The sequence below is a fragment of the Thermus amyloliquefaciens genome (assembly GCF_000744885.1).
Classification (GTDB): Bacteria; Deinococcota; Deinococci; order Deinococcales; family Thermaceae; genus Thermus; species Thermus amyloliquefaciens.
In genome coordinates, this window is sequence record NZ_JQMV01000003.1 from 1,587,157 (window position 1) to 1,606,256 (window position 19,100).

A 19,100-nucleotide genomic window follows, 5' to 3' on the forward strand; every position below is an offset into this window, starting at 1 on the left:
GTTTTAGTCTACGTCGTTGAGATAGGTGAAATCCCCTTGTTCCTCCAAAAACTTCTGCATCTCGTAGGGAGAACGGATCCCCTCCTCCCCTGGGAAAGGCCCTTCCATCCAGTGGGGCGGGGCCTCTGGGGGCGGGGTCTGAAAACCGTAAAGGTAGTAGAGGACCCAGTAGCCATGCTCATCCTTGAGAACCACCGCATCCCCGTAGCCATCCTCCAGCACCTTCACCGCCTGCTTTTTGGCCTCTTGGTAGGGCATCTCCGAGTAGTCCATACCCACCTCTACTTGGACTCGTTGATGAAGAGGGTGTACCCATTGTCCTCCAGCCAGCGGGCTTGATCGTAAGGTTCGCGAAAGCCCTCCGGGGAAGGCCTGGGCCCCTCCACCCAGTCCGGGGTCTCCTCGGGATCGGGGGCTTTGCGCCCGTACCAGCTGTAGAAGTAGTAGAGGGCATAGTACCCCCCCTCCCCCTCGAGGACCAGCCCCTCCCCTACCCCATCCACCAGGACCTTCACGGCCCTGGCCTCCGCCTCCCGGTGGGCTAGTTGCCGCATGGCACCTCCGTCAGCACCAGGTAGTCGGTGGTGATCCGGTCGGGGGCCAGGGGCCGGAACACCCGGTTGGCGAACTCCACGTGCAGGGGATGGTCCCGGTAGAAGGCCACCACCTCCGGCCCCTCAAAGAGGATGGAAAGCCAGTAACGGTAACGGGCCCCTGGGGAAAGGGCCTCCCCGTAGCGGAGCCCGCAGACCCCCGGGATCTGGAGCAACACCTCCCGGGCCTTCCGCACCATCTCCCTCACCTCCTCCGGGCTGGCCTCGGCGTTGAACACGATCAGGTGCTCCACCACCTTCTCACCTCTTCCAGGTAGGCCAGGTCCACCACCACCCTTTCCCCCGCCCTTGGCCCTTGGAGCACAGGGGCCGGGTTCCCTGGCTCCCCAAGATGGGGGAGGAGGGCAGCCACCTCCCGGGCTTCGGCAAGCACCCGGCGGACCCCTGGGCGCAACGCCACCCCTTCCTCCCGCAAAAGCCTCAGGTAGAGGTCCGTCTTGTACCGGTGGACCTCGGCGATGGCCTCCCAGGAAAGCCGGGGGGCCTCAGGGGTCTCCTCTAGGGCCCGTTGCAGGCGCTCCTTGCCCCCCGTGGTCCAAAGGAGGCGGGCGTAGGTTTCCTGGTCCCAGAATAGGGGAAGGCCAAAGTGGGCAAAGGCCCGGTTGAAGGCCTCCCGGTGGAGCTCCTCCGTCTCCGCCAGGGTGCCGTCCAGGTCCCAAAGCAGGGCCTTCAGCTCCCCCACCATAGGCGCATCCGGGCCATGGCCAGATCCTTTAGGCCCTCCTTCACGGCCGCCATCAGGCCCAAATAGTCCTCCGCCTCCACCTTCCGGAGGACCGAGGCCGCCTCGAGGGCCAGGTCGGCGTAGAGGTTGATCTTGCGGATCCCCCGGGCCACCACGGCCCGGTAGTCCTCCGGGCTCAGGCCCGAGGCCCCGTGGAGGACCAGGGGAACAGGAAGCCGGCTGAGCTCCTCCAAAAGGGGCAGGTTCAGGCGCACCGGACCCTTGTGCAGGCCGTGGCGGGTGCCGATGGACACCGCCAGGGCGTCCACCCCGGTTTCCTCCAGGTAGCGCCTGGCCTCCGCTGGATCGGTGTAGGCCACGGGCTCCTGAGAAACCGGCCCGTGGTACCCTCCCGGCACCGCCCCCACCTCCCCCTCCACCGTGGCCCCATAGGCCCGGGCCACCTCCACCGCCAGGCGGGTGAGGCGGAGGTTCTCCTCCAGGGGCAGGTGGCTTCCATCCAGCATCACGCTGGTGAAGCCCTGTTTCAGGGCCCGTACCACCTCCTGGAGGCTTTCCCCATGGTCCAGGTGCAAGGCCACGGGTACCTTAGCCTCCCCCGCCAGATGGCGAAGCCCAGGGGCCAGGGCCTCCAGGGGGGCCCTCCCAGGTGGGGGCCACGCTGAGGATCACCGGAAGGCCCAGGGTTTCCGCACCCTCCAGGATGGCCTCAGCCCACTCCAGGCCCACCACATCAAAGGCCCCACCGCCCGGCCCTTTTCCGGAATAACCTCCCGTAAGGTGGCCAGCATCCTTCCCCCCTATACCCCGAAGACCATGCCCTCACCCCGCAGGCCCAAAAAGCGGGGGACAACCCCGTGAGCGTCCACCCGGGCGCACTCGGCCACATCCTCCCCAAGACCCACCCCCACCAGGGCGCGGGCGGCCTCGCTGGCGGCAAGGACGGGAAAGGGGGGGTTTTCCGCCAGGAAAAGGGCCAGTTGGGCCATCTCCCCTTCCGGGGAAAACCCCAGGGCCTTAAGGCGCTTCCCAATGACCCCGGCGGTGTAGAGGTCGTCCAAGGCCAGGTGGCCTTCCTTCCCCGCACACACCAGGTGGATCTCCTCCCCGGTTTGCCTGGCCGCCTCCGCCACCGCCCGGGCGTTTTGCAGGGAACCGAGAAGGATGTGCCTGGCCCCCAAGGCGGCGTGGGCCGCCCGGGTACCGTTGGTGGTGGCCATGACCACGACCTTCCCCACCACCCCATCCACCTCCCGGGGGGAGTTGCCCAGGTCAAACCCCTCTGGGGGAAGCCCCCCCACCTCCCCGGCCAGAACCTCCCCATCCTGGCGTAAAGCCCGGGCGGCCTCCACCCCCCTGGCCAGGATCAAGGCCTGGGCTCCAGCCCGGAGGTAAGCGGAAGCGGTGGTGGTGGCCCGGATCACGTCCACCACGATGGCCGTGCCCCCATAGGCACCGGGACGGGGAAGGGGGTCCACCCAAAACCTCATAGGAGTTCTTCCAAGGCCTCCGCCACCCGCTCCGGGGTGAAGCCCAGCTTCTCGTAGACCTCGGGGTAAGGGGCGCTGGCCCCAAAGCGGTCCAGGCCCACCACCTTCTGGGCGTAGCGCTCCCAGCCCAAGCTGGCCCCCGCCTCCACCGCCACGGTGGGGAGGCCGGGGGGGAGCACCTCCTTCCGGTACGCCTCGGGCTGCGCCTCAAAGAGCTCAAAGGAGGGCAGGCTCACCACCCGCACCCGGCGCCCCTTCTCCGCCAAAAGGGCCCGGGCCTTCAGGGCCAGGTGCACCTCGCTCCCCGTGGCCACGATCACCCCTTCGGGCCTTTCCGCATCCTCCAGCACGTAGCCGCCCCAAAGGAGCCCCTTGGCCTTCTCCGGGGAAAGGAGGGGCACCGCCTGCCGGGTGAGGACCAGGGCCGTGGGGCCCTCCTTACGCCTTAGGGCCACCTGCCAGGCGTAGAAGGTCTCGTAGGCATCGGCGGGGCGGATCACCCAAAGGCCCGGCATGGCCCTCAGGCTCATGAGGTGCTCCACCGGCTGGTGGGTGGGGCCATCCTCCCCCAGGGCGATGGTGTCGTGGGTGAAGACGAAGACCGTGGGGGTGCCCATGAGGGCCGCCAGGCGGATGGCGGGGCGCATGTAGTCGGAGAAAACCAGGAAGGTGCCCCCGTAGGCCCGGTAGCCCCCGTGGAGGTTCAGCCCGTTCAGGATGGCCCCCATCCCGTGCTCCCGCACCCCAAAGTGCAGGTAGCGGCCCGTGGGGTTTTGCGGGGAAAAGTCCGCCATGCCCTGGGCCTGGGTGTTGTTGGAGGGGGTGAGGTCGGCGCTTCCCCCCAGAAGCTCCGGCATCCGGGGGGCGATGGCGTCCAGGGCCTTGCCGCTCGCCGCCCGGGTGGCCACGGGCTTGTCAAAGGCCGGGGGCTCCTCGGGAAGGGAGGGAAGCTCCCCCCGCAGGCGGCGGGAAAGCTCCTGGTGGAGATCGGGATAGGCCCGGGCATAGGCCTCCATGAGCGCTTCCCAGGCTTGCTGCCAAGCCCTCCCCTTCTCCCGCATGTCCATGTGCCGGTAGACCTCCTCCGGCACCTCAAAGGGCGGGTAGGGCCAGCCCAGGTTCCTGCGGGTGGCCTCCACCGCCTCGAGGCCCAGGGGCTCCCCGTGGGCCTTGTGGGAGTCCTGCTTGGGGGAGCCGAAGCCGATGTGGCTCCGCACGGCGATGAGGGAGGGCCTTTCGTCCATCTGGGCCAGGCGGAGGGCGTGGCGGAGGGCTTGGAGGTCGTTCGCGTCCTCCACGGCAAGGGTGTGCCATCCATAAGCCCGGTACCGCGCCAAAACGTCCTCGGTGAAGGCCAAGTCGGTGGGGCCGTCAATGGAGATATGGTTGTTGTCCCAAAAGACGATGAGCTTGGAAAGCTTCCAGTGCCCCGCCAAGGAGCTGGCCTCCCCGGAAACCCCCTCCATCAGGTCCCCATCCGAGGCCAGCACATAGGTGTAGTGGTCCACCACCTCATAGCCGGGGCGGTTGAACTCCGCGGCCAGCTTCCTCTCGGCCAAGGCGAGGCCCACGGCGGTGGAAATCCCTTGGCCCAAGGGGCCGGTGGTCACCTCTACCCCTGGGGTGTGGCCGTACTCGGGATGGCCCGGGGTCTTGGAGCCCCACTGGCGGAAGCGCTTGATCTCCTCCAGGGAAAGGTCATAACCCGTGAGGTGAAGGACGGCATACAGGAGCATGGAGCCATGCCCGGCGGAGAGCACGAAGCGGTCCCGGTTGGGCCAGGAAGGGTCCAGGGGGTTGTGGCGCATCGCCTCCCGGAAGAGGAGGTAAGCCAAGGGGGCCATGGCCATGGGCATGCCAGGGTGGCCGCTTTTGGCCTTCTCCACGGCGTCTATGGCCAGGAAGCGGATGGCGTTCACCGAAAGGGCGGTGAGGTCCTTGGTCTCGGTCATAGTTCCCTCCAGCGTAAGGGTCCGTGAAGCCAGGCACAAGCGGTGCCCAGGAACCCTGGGATAAAAGGACACTTATGGAGTGCCCCATTACCCCCTGGAAAACTATATGCCCCCAGACTTGACCGTTATACCCCTTTTGGGGTAGACGGTTCTCCATGACCCTGCGCGAAGCCCTATCCCAGGTTCCCGACCCCCGGGCCCACAACCGCCGCTACCCCCTCTGGGGCCTGCTGGCACTGGTTCTTTTGGCCTTCCTCTCCCGCGTGGACTCCCTGCGCGGCGTCTCCCGCTTCGCCCGCGCCAACCCCCACCTCCTCCCCCACCTGGGCCTGCGCAAGGCCCCGGGCCACACCGCCCTCACCCAACTCCTTCACCGCCTGGACCCAAAGGCCCTGGCGGAGGCCCTGGCCAAGGTCTTCCCGGGAAGAGAGGTGGAAGGGGAAAAGGTCCTGGTGGCCGACGGCAAGGTGCTGCGAGGGAGCGGGAAGGGGAAGAGCCCCCAGGTCCGCCTGGTGGAGGCCTGGGCCCTTTCCCTGGGGCGCACCCTGGCCCAGGCCAGGGCGGAGGGAAGGGAGGACAAGGCGCTTCTGGAGCTTTTGGAGCGCCTGGGGGCGGAGGGGCTTGCGGGGAAGGTGGTGGTGGGGGATGCGGGGTTTTTGTACCCCGAGGTGGCCCGCCAGGTGCGGGCAAAGGGGGGGAGTACCTCCTGGTGCTGAAGGGGAACCAGGGGGGGCTTTTGGGGTGGGTGCGGGAGGTGTTTGCGGGGATGGCACGAGGGGCCCTGCCTGGGGAGACGCGGGCGGAGTGGGTGCGGGAGGTGGACGGAGAGGTGAGGCGGTACGAGGTGTGGGCTTCTGCGGTGTTGCCGCCGGAGGTGGCGGCCTTTCCTGGGGCCAGGCAGGCGGTGCGGCTGGTGCGGGAGGTGGTGGTGAAGGGGACGGGGGAGGTGAGGCGGAGGGAGGGGTACGCGCTCACGAGCCTGGGGCCGGAGGAGGCGGACGCCCGGGTGCTGGGGGAGATTTGGGTGGGGCGATGGGGGGTGGAGAATGGTTCCTTCTGGGTGCGGGATGTGCTTTTGCGGGAGGACGCCTTTCAGGTGCGGGGGCGAGGGGGTGAGGTGCTGGCGGTGTTGCGGGCGCACTTGGTCTCGTGGTTGAACTGGAAGGGGGTGCGCCGGAAGAAGGCGGCCTTGGAGGTTTTCTCCTTCAACCCCCTGGCTGCCCTGCGGTTCCTGGGGCTCTATGCAGAATAGCGGTCAAGTCTGTATATGCCCCAAGGCCGCTTGCCTGGGCCTTCCCTGGGTGCTAAAATCCCAGAGGCGTGGGCGCCCGTAGCTCAGCAGGATAGAGCGGGGGCTTCCTAAGCCCTAGGTCGGGGGTTCGAATCCCTCCGGGCGCACCAAGGTCAGAAGGCACCCCCCTCGAGGACGAGGGGGGTGCTTTTTTCCATGGTCTGGTTAGACCATCCCCACGTGCGTGGGGGCTACGCCGTGGGCTAGGCCTAGGAAAGCCCGGACCGACGGTCCATCCCCACGCGTGTGGGGACTACTTAGCGGCGGTCCGGGCCCCATCCGCCCAGCCCGGTCCATCCCCACGCGTGTGGGGACTACGGGCCACCTGCTCCAGGATGAACCGGGACACCTCCCGGTCCATCCCCACGCGTGTGGGGACTACGTTCCCTCCTACTTGGGGGCCGTCGCCAAGGTCGGTCCATCCCCACGCGTGTGGGGACTACCTCCCCCCAGAGTCTGCATCTCCCGCCCAGCTCGGTCCATCCCCACGCGTGTGGGGACTACAATGCGACGGGGAGGAGATTTTTTGGATTGAACGGTCCATCCCCACGCGTGTGGGGACTACACATGACCCAGACGGCAAAAACCCTCGCTCACCCCCCGCTAAGGGTCTGTAAAGGGAGTTATTCCGAGGTTTGGTTTTCAAAATCCCCGTGCGCCACCTTGGTCATGCGCTTTAGCTTTTCAGCCTTGCGCAAAGCTTCAGCGGTGCGCACCGACACCAACACTATACCATCAAAGTCCCGCAAGGACCTGTCCTGGTAGCCGTGAAGCCTGAGGGCAAAGCCCTGTTCGTTGTTGGTGCGCCAGGCCATGGCGCAACGACCATCCCCAGCCTTTTCCACCACCTTCTCCCAAAGAAGCTCCCGCACCACAGCGCTCACCCGGCCCACGAAGACGCCCGTGTCCAGCTCCAAAAGCCAGCGGGTGAGCTCACCCCTCAGGCTCCTCGGTACCTTCTCCAGGACCATCACCACCATAGGCCACGCCCCCCTCCACCTCCCCTTCCGGGTCCCAAAGCCCCCCGGGGCGGGTGGGGTCTTCTTCTTCCTCCTTGGCCTCCTCGGGCAGACCAAGGCCTTGGAAAAGGTCCAGGAGGTCCTCCACCATCCTCTCCAGGAGCCTGGCCTCCAGGATGCGCTCCCGAAGCCTCTGACGCACCCGGCGCTCCACCTCGAGGTCCCCCTCCGCCGCCGCCAAGAAGGCGGCGGGCACCAGGACCTCGGTCTTGTAGAGGTCGGCCACATCGTAAACGAAGGAGAGGAGCTTCCCCGTGTGGATGAAGCCCAGGGCAGGGCTGAAGCCCGCGCTCACGATGGCCGCATGGGCCAGGCCGTACAGGTAGGCCGCCCCCGAGGAAAGCGCCCGGTTCACCGGGTCGGAAGCCGCCCAGTCCCGGCGGTCGTAGCTCCGGCCCTTCCACGGCACCCCCGTTTCCTGGCTCCAACGGGCGTAGGCGGCCCGCACCCGTACCCCCTCGAGGCCCCGCACCTGCTCCAAGCTGAGGTCCCGGGGCAAGGGTTCCTGGAAGCGTTTTTCATACAGGCGGTACACCACCTCCAGGTGAAGCTTGGGATCGGCCCAGGCCCGGGCTTGACGCTGGAGGCGGAGGGCGCTGCGGGTGTCCCCCAGACCCTGGGCGTAGAAGCGGGCGTACCCCTCCCCTACCCAGCACACCGTGCAGCCGTTGCCGGCAAGGGCCCGGATGGCGGCATGGGTGATGCGGGTGCCGGGCCCCAGGAAAAGCACCCCCAGGGCGGCCACCGGCACCAAGGTGAGGCCCTCCCGGTCGTAGACGCCAATGCCTTGGGCCTCCTGCTCCAGGAAGGCGTGCTCCACGTACAGGTACGAAAGGCCATCCCGGAACTTGGGAAGCTCCTTCAGGTTGCGGGCCGGGGGAACGGGGGGCATGGCCTAAGGACGCAGGGAGAGGAGGCCGAGGCCCAGCGCCTTCCCGGGGCCAATACCCCGCTCCAGGGTTATCAGGGCCGCCTCGGGGTCCACCACCTCCAGCACCCCCTCAAAGAGCACCGCCTGGACCTGGATCAGGTGGCCGTCCTTGTGGCGCATTTCCAGGAAGGTGTCCTGACGGATGTCCGCCAGGAGGCGCCCGTCCTCTTCCAAAAGGCGAAAACCCCCCTCCCGCAGCTTTCGCTCCAGCCAGAAGAGCTTTTCCTCGCGGGTCTTGAGGGCCACCCGTTCCCCGGTTTCCCGCGCCCGCTTGCTGGGGTTGGCCTTCAGGCGGAAGCGGAGGACCTGCCCGGGCCTGAGGGCAGGGCGGAAGGGCTTGGGGGGGAAAACCCGGGCGTACCCCTCCTCCAGCACGCTCCAGTCTGGCTCGGTGAGGGTCTGCACCAGGACCACGGGGTCCTCGAGGCCCCGGGTGGGCTCGAGGCGCCAAAGGAGCCGCTCTTTCTTCTCTTCTAGAGCCCGGGACACCGCCCGGGAGAGGGTACGGTGCATCTCGTAAGGGCTCGCCAGGTCCTTGCGGGCGGCTTTGGAACGCCGGTCAAGCACCAGCTTGCTGATCCACATGGGGTACCTCCCTCAACCTGACCCGGTCTTTCGGAAGGAGCTCCTCCCGAACGTACCGGGCACCAAACCGGCGCGCGGCGAACGGGGCGATGGGCTGGTCGTACACCAGCCGCCCCTCTGCCGCTTCCAGGACAAGGAGGAGATCCTCCCGGGGCCCATTCGGAAACAGGAAGGGGTAGTTCTGCAAAGCCTCCTCCAGGGGTTCTTCCCGCAAGCCGTCTTCCAGGTAAGGCGGGGGGCTTGGCACGTACCCTTTCCGGCCCAGGTAAAGGACGAAGCGGGGGTTCAGGAGGGCCCGGTGGGCCTCCTCCAGGAGGGGCCTAGGCCCCTCGAGGCCCACCAGGAAGGCGGCATCGGAGAGGTAGTAACGCCAGCTCTGGACGTTGCCCTTCCCCGTGAGGTCCGCCCGCAGCACCTCCTGGGCCGTCTGGTAGTCCACCCGCAGGACCCCCTTCCGGTCCACCCGCACCCCCATGCGCAGGGCGGCCAGGTCGGAGACGTCCTCCCCCCGGTCCCGGCCCAAGGCGGCGGCCAGGAGGCCCAGAACGCCGCTTTTGGTGGGGTAGGGCCAGGTGTCCCGGTGGTCAAAGCGGCTCCGGGTGCCCCAGGACTGCATGGGACCTTGGAGCCGAAGCAGGAGCGTGGGCATGCTAACCTCCCGGGGCAAGCAACGCCTTCAGGGCCTCCTCCGCCCTCTTTCTCAGCCCGCCTAGCCCATCCACCAGGTCAATGCCCTGGACCTCTGCCTCGGTGAGGTTTAAAGCACCCTTCCACTCGGGCTCTAAAGCGCCGTAAGCCCGGTCAAACTTGGCCCACTCCCGGACCAGGGCCTCCACGGAAAGGGCGGAAAGGGCTTTGCCCTCCTTGGGCCAGATGGGCCTTTCAAAGGCGGTGGCCAGGTTGCGGGGCAACCCCACCCCGGCACGGAAAGCCAGGAAGAGGGGCGGGTTGTGGGCGGCAAAACTGTTCTGCTTGCCCGAGGGCAGGGTGAGGGCGAACGCCTCCAGGAAGGCCAAGGCCCCCTTCTGGGCCAGTTCCCGGTCCCCTTGCAGGTTCTCCAGGAGCTTGTCCAGGTTCACCACCGCATAGCGGTACATGGTGGCGGAGTAAAACTCCACGTCCCCCATCATCCCCGCCCCCGTCTCCTCCTTGGGGTTCAGATCGTCCACGGCGGTGTAGAAGTCAAACTCCCGGTCCACCTTGTGGGTGGAAAGGGCATGGGCCACCTGGCAGGCGGCGTCCACGCCAAACTCGGGGCGGTCCGCCAGCATCCGGCCGAAGAGGGCCAGGTCCACCGCTTTACCCCCGTCCAGCACCTTTTCCAAGGCCTTCTTGAGCTCCCCGTCCACCTCGGCTTTCTTCTTGCCTTTGGCCTCCTGAGCGGAGAGGGCCTCGAGGTTCTCCCGGATGAGCCCGGCCAACCGGTCCAGCTCCCCCGCCCCCAGGAAGAGGAGGTACTCCGTCCTCCCTTCCTTTACCCCAAGGCCCAGGGCGTTCAGGGCGTTTTCCACCGCCCGCTGGGCCTTGTCCTCGGGCACGCCCTCCAGCCGCTTCAGAAGGGCCTCCAAGAGGCGCTTGGTGCGCACCGCCCGCTCAGCCTCAGAAAGGAGGGGCCACTCCCTAAAGGCCACCCGCACCGCCCGCTTCTGGGCCTGGCTGGAGATGCGGGCCCGGCGGAAGCCGCCGAAGAGGGCGTCCTTGGGGCTTCCCGTGTCGTCCCGGTTCAGGTTGCTGGGGGCCACCGTCTGGATCACGTGCACTTCCAGAAGCTTCATGCCTTCACCTCCTCTATCTCCTCTTGCGTCTCCTCTTCCCGCACGCCGTAGTACTCCCGGGCCCAGCGGACCTGGACCCGCCTCCTCCCGTCAAACCAGAGGAGGAGGTCCTCAAGCAACTTGGCGAAGTCTAAACCACCTTCCACCAGGCCCACCGCCTGGCGCAGGCGAAAAGGGAGCTGGTCCCGGTCCGCATCCAAAAGGGCCTGGAAACGCTTTCCCACGCTCTTGGAATCCCGGGCCTGCCCGGCTTGCCTAAGGGCCTGGGCCAGGGTGCGCCCCTCCTGATGGGCCCCGTCCTTCAGGGCGTAGAGGGCAGCCACCAGGTAGTGGGCCTCCCGCTCCCACCCCTCCCCGTCCACAAAGGCCTCCACATAGGGGAGTACAGGCGGGTATTCCCCGGGCGGGAAGGCCAAGCTCCTCCGCAGGGCTGCCCGGGCCGCGGTCCAGGTCCGGCTTCCCTTAAGCCTCTCCAAGTAATCCACAAAGGCCTTGCTCATGGTGTCTTCCCCTCCTTTCCCCACGTGGGGGCCAGGGCGGAGCCCATGACCCTTTCCCCCTCCGCCAAAGCCTTGAGGTGCCTCCCTTCTGTGCCCAAAAAGGCGCGGGTTTCCTCCCAGGCCCGAAGGGCCGCCCGCCGCACCTCCTCCCGCCAGAAGTCCATGGCCCCCGGCCCGGCGAGCTTTTCCAGGAACTGGGGGAAACGTCCATCCAGTTCCGCCCAATAAAGCCTCAGGAGGGGAAGGGAGTCCTGGAAGCGGCGAAGCTCCTCCGGGTCCTTGTCCCCCAGGAGCCCTTGGGCTACCCGCCGGGCTACCCCGGACAGTGCCCTACCCACCTCCTCGGCCAGCTCGAGGCCCTTCTGCAAAAGCTCCTCCGCCACCGGGGAGAGGAAACCCTGGGGCAGGGGGTAGACCTCCCGGCGCACATCCAGCACCTTGGCCTGGTCGGACACCTGGCCCGGCACCCGAAGCTCCCGCCTTAGGCCTAGCTCCTCTGCCAGCCGGAGCGCGTGGGCCAGGGTGGCGGGAAAGCTCCCCCCAGCGGCGGGAAGCATGGCGGAGAAGTCGCGCCAGAAGCTCTTCTCCACGCTAAGGCGCAGGGGCGACACCTGGCCCTTGGCATCCAGGCGGTGGGCCACCATGGGGTCGCGGAAACCCACCTCCAAAGGTTCCACCCCGGGGCCGTAGGCTATTGCCCGCACGCCGCTTCCCTCGTCCAAAAGGAGCACCCCCCGGCTGGGCCAGGCGTAGACCCGGGCAGCGCCCTGAAGGGGCCACTTGGTGGCGTGCCCCGCCACGTCCTGGGTACGGAGGGGAGGGAGTTCCCACACCGGCACCCCGGGGTCCTTCTGGGGCACCAGGTTCAGGACCAAGGTCTGGAAAAGGTTCTCCCCCACCACCAAGAAGGCGGCGGGCCGGGCCAGGGGGGCGTCCTTGGCCGAGGTGACCCCAAGCCGCTTAAGAAGCCCGCCTGGAGCGTAAGCCTGGTGCACCAAGAGGGCCCTAGCCGCCTGGGCGTAGGCGGCCAAGGGCACGTTCGCTTCCGTGGTGTGGTCAAAGAGGGTGGGGTTGTTGCCGCTTGCCATCTCCGGCAAGAGCTTGGCCCAGGGGAGGGGGTCTTTGGTGGGCAGGTCGGGGATTTGCAGGAAGGGAGCCTCTTCGTGGAAAAGATAGAAGCGGTCGTGGAAACGGCTTAGGTAGCCCTCCAGGGCCTTTGAGTCAAACTCTCCCCGCTCCAGCAAGTCCAGGGCATCCCAAAAGCCCCCGACCGGGGGCAGGGCCCGGTAGAGCACCGCCAGGAGGAGGCGGTGGAGGGCGGCCTCCTCGAGGGGGGAGGGGGTCTCAATGCGCTCTATGGCCGGGGCCCTGACCAGGGCCTCCCATAGGCTTACTTCCCGCACCCGTCCGCCCTCACGCACGGGAATCCAGGGTTCTTCCAGCAGGTTGAACTTGGCCAAGGGACACCTCCTAACTGCAGGCTACGGGGCCAACCCGTCATCCGCTGTCGGATTTAACCTGAACCGTACACCACCCCCAGCTCCGGGTCCAGCTCCACCCGCACGCCCCCGCCCTCATGAGCGAAGACCCGACCCACCTCCAGGAGCCTCAAACCCCGCAGGAGGCCGCTTCGCCGCCAAGCGGCCGGGGGGTCCTCCCTAAGGAGCACCTGGGGAATGGGGTAACGGGAAAGGCGCACCGCCCGGGACCAGAGGGCCACCGCCTCCTCCTTGGAAAGCTCCCCCTTGAGGCGCACGGGGCGCTTGCCCTCCGGGTCCAGGGCCCAGCTTTCCCCCACCCGGTAGAGGGGCACCACAGGCACGCTGGGCTCCCCAAGGCGGGTGAGAAAGCGCTGGGTCCTTTTGTCCTCCGCGTCGTCGTCCAGCTTGAAGTCGGCGGCCAGGGCGCTGGCCTCGGTGTCGGAGAGGAGGGCCTTAAGGTCCATGAGGGACAAGTTTTCCGCCGTCTTGGCCTCCCCTTCCCAACGCTGCTGTAAGCGCCTGTAGCTTTCTTGCGCCCGCTCCCTCAGATCCTCCGGAAAGCCCACCGGGGTGCGGCCGTAGACCTCCTCCAGGAGGGCCTCGAGGTCCCCCGGCATCCCAAGGGCCTTCCGGCCCTGCAGGGAAAGCCAGGTGGAAAGGAGGAGGTAGTCCTCGTAAACCTTATCCCAGCGAAGCTCCCCGCCAAACTCGGGCTTGCCCTGGAGGCCCCCCACCAGGAGGAGGGGCTCCCCATGCCCCTCAGGCCTTACCCGCACGTGGCGGTGGAGCCGCCCCAGGCGCTGGAAGAGGAGGTCAATGGGGGCAAGGTCGCTATAGAGGAGGTCAAAGTCCAGGTCCAGGCTCTGCTCCGCCACTTGGGTGGCCACCAAGACGGCCCGCTCGGGCCGGGGGCCTCCTTTACCGAAGAGGCTAAGGGCCACCATCTCCCGCAGGGCCCTCTCCTCGGCGGGAAAGCGGGCGTGGAGGAGGAAGACCAGGGTGCCGTTCTTAAGGCGCTTCCCCACCACGAAGTCCCCTTTCCCTCCCCGCGCCTTCCAGAGTTCGCCCCAGGGGCCCTCCGAGGCAGGATGGCCCAGGGCCTCCAGAAGCCCCTCCAGGGTGAGCCTCTCCCCTTCCCCCAAGGCCTGGTAGAGGGTCTGGGCCCGGTCCACGGTGTTCACGACGGCCCCTAGGGCCCCAGGTAGCCGCTCCAAAAGGGTCTTGGCAAGGGAGTCCGGCTCCACGGGGGCGGCCTGAAGGCGCACCTGCCTGGACTTCTGGGGCACGTGCTTGGCCTCCAAAAGCTTCCCCCCGGCAAAGGCCGCCACCCGGGGGTAAGACGGTAGCCGCTCCACTTGAGCCCCCCAGGCCCTAAGGAGCTCCTCCCGCTTGGCGCTGGGCAGGGTGGCGGTCATGAGCACCACGCTGGAGCCCAAGGCCTTCAGCCAGCGGAGGAGGGCCACAAGAAGCCCCGAGGTGTAGGTATCGTAGGCGTGCACCTCGTCCAGGACCACCACCCGGTTCATGAGCCCCCAGAGGCGGATGAAGTGGTGCTTCACCCTCAGTACCCCCAAAAGGGCCTGGTCCAGGGTGCCCACCCCGTGGCCTGCCAGCATGGCCCGTTTCCTGGCGGAGAACCAGGCGGAGGCCCCCACCCCACCCTCCTCCGCGTCCTGGGCCGTGGCCAGGCCCTTTTCGGAATAACGGGCATCGTAAACCTGGGCGGGCTTGGACTGCTCCAGGAGCTTCTCGTACTCCGGATTTAGCAGCGCCGCCCCGTGCTGGAGCTGAAGCTCCAGGAACTCCCCCGCCGCCAGGCGCTCCAGGAAAGCCCTTACCCGGGGGAAAAGCCCGTTGGCCGTGGCCTGGGTAGGAAGGGCCACGTAAAGCCCCCGGTGCCCCAAGCGTTCCTGGAGGCGGTGGTAGGCGTACAGGGCAGCCTCGGTCTTCCCCAGGCCCATGGGGGCCTCCACCAGGAGAAGGGTAGGCTCCCGGATTTCCTGGACCCTATCCAGAAGGGAAGACACCCCCTCCTGCAAGGGGTTGGGTGCAAAGGGGAAGAGGTCCCGAAAGGTCCTTTCCCCCTTGGAAAGGGGCTTGGGCCAGGGGAGGCTCTTTAGGGCCTCCCGGGCCTTCTCAAGCGCCTCTTCCCAGTAGCCCAAGGCTTCGGGGTCCCGGCCGTAGGGGAAGAAGGTGGGGTCGGAAGCGATCCAGTCGGCAAAGGAGGCCAGGGCCATGACCCGGAGGAGGGCCTCCGGGCTGGGGTCGGGAAGAGGAGAGAGGGGCTCGAGGCCCAAGGCCTTCGCCAGGGCTTCCACCAAATAGGTCCTGGCTTCCCGCCAGCCTTGGGGCTCGCTCCGCACGTGCCGCCTTCCCGAGGCACGCTCCCCCTCCGCCGCCGGGAAGCCGTGGTGGGCCCCCAGGGCCTGGGCCAGGAGGCAAGCCGCCTCTTTGGAAAAGCCCCATTCCCGGAGGACCTCCCTAAGGTAGAGGTCGGTGAAGACCCCGTGGGCCACCCAGGACTCCCGGATCAGCTCCTCGTTCCAGGTTAGCCCGGCCTGACGCACCCGCTCGGCCCCCTCGGGCCAGGCCGCCTGAAAGACGGGGCTTGCCTTGCCCAGGTCGTGAAGCCCCGCCAGAAAGGCGGTGAGGCGTAGGGCCTTTTCCTCCTCCAGCTCCCAGTCCTCGGCGTAGAACCTGCGGGTACGGGCAGGCTCCTCCTCTAGGACCGCAAGGGCCACCGCCGCCGTGTCCAGCATGTGGGCCAGGAGGGGGTGGAAGGGGTGGAAGGGGTCCCCGCTTTTGGCCCAGAGGGCTAAGGCCGCACGCTTGGGGTCCATGGGCCCACCCTACCCGCCCAAGGCGACAGGGGCTGTCGCCTTTTCCAGGACCTGCCTGGCCTCCGCCAGCCAGAGCTCCCGGAGCTCCGGGGGAGAAAGGACCTCCACCCGGGGCCCGAAGCTCTGGACCCAGGCCAGCACCTCCCAGGGCACCCCGCCCTTGAAAGGGGCGGCCCAAAGCCGGGCCAGGAGGCTCCCGTCGGATAGCTCCCGCTCCACCTGGAGGCCGGGGTAGTCCCCCTCCAGCACCCGCCAGGCGGCCTCGGGGGCAAAGCGGAGGCGCACCTCCACCCCCCCTTCCCGCACCCCCACCACCCCCCAGGCCTGGCGGAAGTAGGCGTTCGGATCAAAGTCCTGAGGGAGGTGATAGGTTTCTTCCAGAAGGCGGGCGTGGCGCATACGGGAGAGCTTGAGGGTGAGGACTGCCCGGTGGTAGGTGCGCTCATAACCCACCGCGTAGAGGCCCAGGTTGGTGCGGTTGGCCTCGAGGAAGTACACCAAAAGCTCCTTCGGCCGCCAGTTCTTGGAACCCCCGGAGCGGTACTCAAAGGCCAGGACGCGCCTCTCCAGAAGGGCCCGGGCCACCATCTCCAGGGTGCGGGAATCCCCCTGGCGCCCCTTCAGGCCCTCGGTGCTCTTTAGGAGGAGGCCGCGCAGGGGCTCAGGGAGCATCCGGGCCAGCTTTTCCAGGGCGTTCCCATACTGCCGGGTTGGGGCCTGGTGGTAAAGAAGCCTCCCCGCCGCGAAGAGGGCCAAGGCCTCCACAGGGTGGAGGACAGGCGGGGCGTCCCTCAGGCGGTAGCGCCCCCAGGCCACCCGCTCCACGGGGTAGCCCTGGAGGGCGAGGGCCTCGAGGTCCCGCTCCACCGTGCGGGGGCTCACGCCGTAGCGCCGGGCCAACTCGGCCACGCTATAAGGCCTGAGTTTCAGCTCTTCCACGAGGTCCAAAAGGCGCTCGGCTTTGGGTTTTCCCGCCATCTTGGGTGCATTATAACTTGTGGCGTGGTATCCTTGAAGGCGAGGGCCTACCCCCTTCTTCTCCCCAGCCCTGCTGGCCGAGTTGCCAGAGCGGATCTTGACAATCCGGCCTCGAGTCGCCAGCTTACTTGGAGCCGATCTTTTTAAATACCCTTAGAGGGGGGTAACCGGGGGTTTTTGCCGTCCTGGTCATGTGTAGTCCCCACGCACGTGGGGATGGACCGTTAGCATATACCCGTTTCCCTTTAGCTAGGGCGTAGTCCCCACGCACGTGGGGATGGACCGGCATGGCAAGGCTCCTCGGGTACGGGATTGATGTAGTCCCCACGCACGTGGGGATGGACCGTCGGCGGGGGGCCCTTGAGTAACACGCCCCCCGTAGTCCCCACGCACGTGGGGATGGACCGGTGCGCATCGGCAAAACCCCATTCGTGGGCATGTAGTCCCCACGCACGTGGGGATGGACCGATGGGTTCCATGGCCGCCCAGCCTCACACAACGTAGTCCCCACGCACGTGGGGATGGACCGGTCAGGGGACGCCGGGACGTTCCCCGTGCTGTGTAGTCCCCACGCACGTGGGGATGGACCGCGATGAGGCATCCCACAGACGGGACACCTAGCGTAGTCCCCACGCACGTGGGGATGGACCGGGGGCCAGCGAACGGGGAACCACCCAGACCCCCGTAGTCCCCACGCACGTGGGGATGGACCGTGATTCCGGCTCCCTGGGCCCGGGAGGGGGCCGTAGTCCCCACGCACGTGGGGATGGACCGTCGATATATGCAGCACGCCGATCTGGCAGGCCGTAGTCCCCACGCACGTGGGGATGGACCGGTACCATGAGGCACCTCCACGTCCGCGAAAAGTAGTCCCCACGCACGTGGGGATGGACCGATATGGACCCCAGACAACTTTGGCAGGGTAATGTAGTCCCCACGCACGTGGGGATGGACCCTCCTGCAGGTACGGGATGCCCCCGAGGTCCACGTAGTCCCCACGCACGTGGGGATGGACCGCCCAGGTAACCCCCTATCTCCTCCTCGGCCTTTGTAGTCCCCACGCACGTGGGGATGGACCGAGTACCTCCTGGCCGCTTAGGGCCATGATGCGGTAGTCCCCACGCACGTGGGGATGGACCGGGCCACCTGATACCCGCTCCTGGGCCCTGCGGGTAGTCCCCACGCACGTGGGGATGGACCTAGCGGGGGGCGTGTTACTCATGGGTCCCCCGCGTAGTCCCCACGCACGTGGGGATGGACCGAGCCTCGGTTCCATGTCTTTATGTGTAAGACCGTAGTCCCCACACGCGTGGGGATGGCCTGCGTCTACCTGGCCTTCTGCTGGCCCCGGTGGGCCCCCCAACGGGGCCGGCGGTTCAGCGGACCCGGCCAGAACGAGGGGTGCGGGGCGAGGCTTCAGGCAAAGCCTCCACCCGCTTGGCCCGTTCCAGCTTCACCCCCTGCACCTCGGCCAGACGGGGGAGGTCCTGCGGGCGCAGGTCCACGTAAAAGGCCTCCTCCCCCTGGGCAATCTTGCCCACCTCGAGGCCCCTTTCCTTCAACAAGGCCACCAGCCGGGGCAGGGTGAGCCTCTGCCCCGTGGCCTTGAAGGTGAGCCAGCCCTCCTCCCCGGTGAGGAGGCTCTTTTCCTTGGGGGCCCCGCCCAGGAGAAGGGCCATGAGGGCGGCCACCACCTCCACCCTCCCCTCGGCGAAGAGCTTCCCGGCGAAGTCCAGGTAGAGCTTGTAGTCCCTCTCCGGCACCCGGGCCAGCCGGGCCAGGAGGTGGTGCCATTTGGCCTCCAGGACCTCCTCCGGGGTGGGCGGGTTCACCCGGCGGAAGGTGCGGCCCACCGCCCGCTCCAGCTCGGAAAGCTCCCTTCTTTCCCGAGGCCCGTAAAGGATGACCACCTCGCCCCCCTCCCCGCGCGGCCCGTGCGCCCGGAGCGGTGCTGGTAGGTCTCCGGCTTGTCGGGGAGGCGGTAGTGCACCACCAGGTCCACCTCGGGGATATCCAGGCCGCGGGCGGCCACGTCCGTGGCCACCAAGACCTTGACCTCCCCCTCCCGGAAGGCCCTCATCACCCTTTCCCGGTCGCTTTGCGAAAGGTCCCCGTGGATGGCCCGGGCGGGGTGGCCCAGGCGCAGGAGGCCCGTGGCCACCTCCTCCGTCTCGGCCTTGGTGCGGGTGAAGACGATGGCCCGCTTAGGGGCCTTGACAAAAAGGAGATCGGAGAGGAGGGCAAGGCGGTCCCCAGGGGCGGGGATAGCCTCCTCCTGGTAGGTGACCCCCTCCTCCCGCACCACGTTGATGACCACGGGGCTTTTCATGTACCGCTCCGCCAGCTTCCGGGCCCAGGAGGGCAGGGTGGCGGAGAAGAGGAGGGTTTGCCGCTCTTTAGGGGTGGCGGCCAGGATGGCCTCCACCTCCTCCTCAAAGCCCATGGAGAGCATCTCGTCCGCCTCGTCCAAAACGGCGATTTGCACTTGGGAGAGGTTAAGGACCCCCTGCTTCAGGTAGTCCAGGGCCCTCCCGGGGGTGGCCACCACCACGTCCGCCCCCCGGAGGAGCTCCTCCTTCTGCTTGCCGTAGCCGGTGCCCCCGTACACGGTGACCACCTTGAGGTGGGGGGCCACGGCCTGGAGCTCCCCGGAAACCTGCAGGGCCAGCTCCCGGGTGGGGGTGAGGACCAAGGCCCTGGGGGGGCGGCCCCGCTCGGAGGAGGCCTCGAGGGCCTGGGCGATGGGCAGGGCGAAGGCCAGGGTCTTGCCGGTGCCCGTGCGGGCCTGGCCGATGAGGTCCTTGCCCTCGAGGGCCAGGGGCAAGGCCGCCGCCTGGATGGGGGTGGGGGAAGTGATGCCGCGGCGCAAAAGGGCTTCCTTGATCTCGTCCTTCAGGGGAAAGTCTTTGTACTCCATGCTCTCTCGCTTCCCGGGCCCACCCGCGCCCGAAAAGGAGGG

Annotated in this window: 19 protein-coding genes, 1 tRNA gene, 1 pseudogene and 2 CRISPR repeat arrays; of the genes and pseudogenes, 3 read left to right on the forward strand and 18 right to left on the reverse strand. The window is 67.6% G+C overall.

Going from position 1 to position 19,100, the window contains the following annotated elements:
• Positions 1-3: 3 nt before the first annotated feature.
• The 8 genes from BS74_RS08485 to tkt form a co-directional block, all read right to left on the reverse strand.
• Positions 4-273, reverse strand: a complete 270-nt coding sequence (locus BS74_RS08485; protein WP_038057885.1) for a hypothetical protein — start codon at positions 271-273, stop codon at positions 4-6.
• 8 nt (positions 274-281) lie between these two features.
• Positions 282-554 (reverse strand): hypothetical protein, encoded by a 273-nt coding sequence (locus BS74_RS08490; protein WP_038057887.1) that lies wholly within the window; start codon positions 552-554, stop codon positions 282-284.
• Entirely contained in the window at positions 542-847 is a 306-nt protein-coding gene (locus tag BS74_RS08495; protein WP_245606100.1) for a Dabb family protein, read from the reverse strand. Before BS74_RS08495 ends, BS74_RS08490 begins: the two co-directional genes overlap by 13 nt.
• A complete protein-coding gene (locus BS74_RS08500) occupies positions 835-1,299 on the reverse strand; it encodes an HAD family hydrolase (RefSeq protein WP_038057891.1) in 465 nt (154 codons plus the stop codon). The genes BS74_RS08495 and BS74_RS08500 overlap by 13 nt, the downstream gene beginning before the upstream one ends.
• Positions 1,284-1,880 carry a class II fructose-bisphosphate aldolase gene (locus tag BS74_RS08505; protein WP_245606101.1) on the reverse strand — a complete coding sequence of 199 codons (597 nt, stop codon included), beginning with the start codon at positions 1,878-1,880 and terminating at the stop codon, positions 1,284-1,286. The genes BS74_RS08500 and BS74_RS08505 overlap by 16 nt, the downstream gene beginning before the upstream one ends.
• A 7-nt stretch (positions 1,881-1,887) precedes the next feature.
• On the reverse strand, positions 1,888-2,031 hold the full coding sequence (locus BS74_RS12565; RefSeq protein ID WP_245606102.1) for a hypothetical protein: 144 nt from the start codon (positions 2,029-2,031) through the stop codon (positions 1,888-1,890).
• Between the two features lie 68 nt (positions 2,032-2,099).
• On the reverse strand, positions 2,100-2,789 hold the full coding sequence (locus tag BS74_RS08510; protein WP_038057893.1) for a 2-phosphosulfolactate phosphatase: 690 nt from the start codon (positions 2,787-2,789) through the stop codon (positions 2,100-2,102).
• Positions 2,786-4,741 carry a transketolase gene (gene tkt / locus BS74_RS08515; RefSeq protein ID WP_038057895.1) on the reverse strand — a complete coding sequence of 652 codons (1,956 nt, stop codon included), beginning with the start codon at positions 4,739-4,741 and terminating at the stop codon, positions 2,786-2,788. Before tkt ends, BS74_RS08510 begins: the two co-directional genes overlap by 4 nt.
• A gap of 155 nt (positions 4,742-4,896) precedes the next feature.
• Here tkt and BS74_RS12570 point away from each other — a divergent pair, with 155 nt between their 5' ends.
• The 3 genes from BS74_RS12570 (at position 4,897) to BS74_RS08530 (ending at position 6,142) form a co-directional block, all read left to right on the forward strand.
• Positions 4,897-5,457: a transposase family protein gene (locus BS74_RS12570; protein ID WP_038057898.1), complete on the forward strand. Its 561-nt coding sequence runs from the start codon at positions 4,897-4,899 to the stop codon at positions 5,455-5,457.
• Positions 5,451-5,993: a DDE transposase family protein gene (locus BS74_RS12575; RefSeq protein ID WP_245606103.1), complete on the forward strand. Its 543-nt coding sequence runs from the start codon at positions 5,451-5,453 to the stop codon at positions 5,991-5,993. Before BS74_RS12570 ends, BS74_RS12575 begins: the two co-directional genes overlap by 7 nt.
• A 72-nt stretch (positions 5,994-6,065) precedes the next feature.
• Positions 6,066-6,142 (forward strand) — tRNA-Arg (locus BS74_RS08530).
• A gap of 118 nt (positions 6,143-6,260) precedes the next feature.
• Positions 6,261-6,597: direct repeats of the CRISPR family, unit length 29 nt; unit sequence CGGTCCATCCCCACGCGTGTGGGGACTAC.
• Positions 6,598-6,655: 58 nt separating this feature from the next.
• Here the strand turns inward: BS74_RS08530 and cas2e are convergent.
• From cas2e to BS74_RS08580, 10 genes and pseudogenes are all read right to left on the reverse strand, one after another.
• Positions 6,656-7,012, reverse strand: a complete 357-nt coding sequence (gene cas2e, locus BS74_RS08535; RefSeq protein WP_038057901.1) for a type I-E CRISPR-associated endoribonuclease Cas2e — start codon at positions 7,010-7,012, stop codon at positions 6,656-6,658.
• The gene (cas1e, locus tag BS74_RS08540) at positions 6,966-7,943 is read right to left on the reverse strand and encodes a type I-E CRISPR-associated endonuclease Cas1e (protein WP_038057902.1); all 978 of its coding nucleotides are present in this window, start codon (positions 7,941-7,943) and stop codon (positions 6,966-6,968) included. Before cas1e ends, cas2e begins: the two co-directional genes overlap by 47 nt.
• Before the next feature lie 3 nt (positions 7,944-7,946).
• Positions 7,947-8,567, reverse strand: coding sequence for a type I-E CRISPR-associated protein Cas6/Cse3/CasE (cas6e, locus tag BS74_RS08545; protein ID WP_038057903.1), 621 nt, complete (start codon positions 8,565-8,567; stop codon positions 7,947-7,949).
• Complete coding sequence (cas5e, locus tag BS74_RS08550; RefSeq protein ID WP_038057905.1) at positions 8,542-9,216, reverse strand: type I-E CRISPR-associated protein Cas5/CasD; 675 nt, start codon at positions 9,214-9,216, stop codon at positions 8,542-8,544. Before cas5e ends, cas6e begins: the two co-directional genes overlap by 26 nt.
• Position 9,217: 1 nt before the next feature.
• Positions 9,218-10,342: a type I-E CRISPR-associated protein Cas7/Cse4/CasC gene (gene cas7e / locus BS74_RS08555; protein ID WP_038057908.1), complete on the reverse strand. Its 1,125-nt coding sequence runs from the start codon at positions 10,340-10,342 to the stop codon at positions 9,218-9,220.
• Positions 10,339-10,842: a type I-E CRISPR-associated protein Cse2/CasB gene (gene casB / locus BS74_RS08560; protein WP_038057909.1), complete on the reverse strand. Its 504-nt coding sequence runs from the start codon at positions 10,840-10,842 to the stop codon at positions 10,339-10,341. Before casB ends, cas7e begins: the two co-directional genes overlap by 4 nt.
• Positions 10,839-12,302: a type I-E CRISPR-associated protein Cse1/CasA gene (casA, locus tag BS74_RS08565; protein WP_038057910.1), complete on the reverse strand. Its 1,464-nt coding sequence runs from the start codon at positions 12,300-12,302 to the stop codon at positions 10,839-10,841. Before casA ends, casB begins: the two co-directional genes overlap by 4 nt.
• A gap of 53 nt (positions 12,303-12,355) precedes the next feature.
• Positions 12,356-15,163 (reverse strand): CRISPR-associated helicase/endonuclease Cas3, encoded by a 2,808-nt coding sequence (locus tag BS74_RS08570; protein ID WP_038057912.1) that lies wholly within the window; start codon positions 15,161-15,163, stop codon positions 12,356-12,358.
• A gap of 9 nt (positions 15,164-15,172) precedes the next feature.
• Positions 15,173-16,141, reverse strand: a complete 969-nt coding sequence (locus tag BS74_RS08575) for a helix-turn-helix transcriptional regulator (RefSeq protein ID WP_038057914.1) — start codon at positions 16,139-16,141, stop codon at positions 15,173-15,175.
• 195 nt (positions 16,142-16,336) lie between these two features.
• Positions 16,337-17,464: a CRISPR direct-repeat array (repeat unit 29 nt; unit sequence GTAGTCCCCACGCACGTGGGGATGGACCG).
• A 53-nt stretch (positions 17,465-17,517) separates the two neighbouring features.
• Positions 17,518-19,058, reverse strand: a pseudogene (locus tag BS74_RS08580) (DEAD/DEAH box helicase).
• Positions 19,059-19,100 lie beyond the last annotated feature (42 nt).